General features: G+C 71.1%; 1 protein-coding gene. It reads left to right on the forward strand.

All coding sequences use genetic code 11. From position 1 onward, the window contains the following. The coding region (locus tag RNB18_RS51030; protein WP_311720928.1) for a penicillin-binding transpeptidase domain-containing protein at positions 1-495 on the forward strand (495 nt) is incomplete at both ends.

The following is a 495-nucleotide window of genomic DNA, read 5'->3' on the forward strand; positions in this document are numbered from 1 at the left end:
TCCAGGAGCCGACCACCAAGCGGGTCTACCCCAACGGGGATCTCGCCGCCGGGATACTGGGGTTCGTCACCGCCGACGGCAAGGGCGGCGGCGGTATCGAATCGCTGCTGGACAAGGAGCTCGCGGGCGAGGACGGCAAGATCCGTTACGCCCAGTCCGGCGGCCGTCGCGTGCCCACGGCGGGCGGCAGCGAGGTCCCGGCCGTGCCCGGCTCCGACGTCGAGCTGACCATCGACCGCGACATCCAGTGGGCCGCCCAGAAGGCCATCAGCGACCAGGTCGCCAAGTCCAAGGCCGACCGGGGTTACGTCATCGTCCAGAACACCCGGACCGGCGAGCTGCTGGCCATGGCCAACGCGCCCGGCTACGACCCCAACGACCTCTCCCAGGCCACCGCCGCCTCGCTCGGCAACGCGGCCCTCCAGGACGTGTACGAGCCCGGCTCCACCAGCAAGGTCATGTCGATCGCCGCCGTACTGGAGGAGGGGGCCGCCA

This window comes from Streptomyces doebereineriae, assembly GCF_031845645.1.
Taxonomy (GTDB): Bacteria; Actinomycetota; Actinomycetes; order Streptomycetales; family Streptomycetaceae; genus Streptomyces; species Streptomyces canus.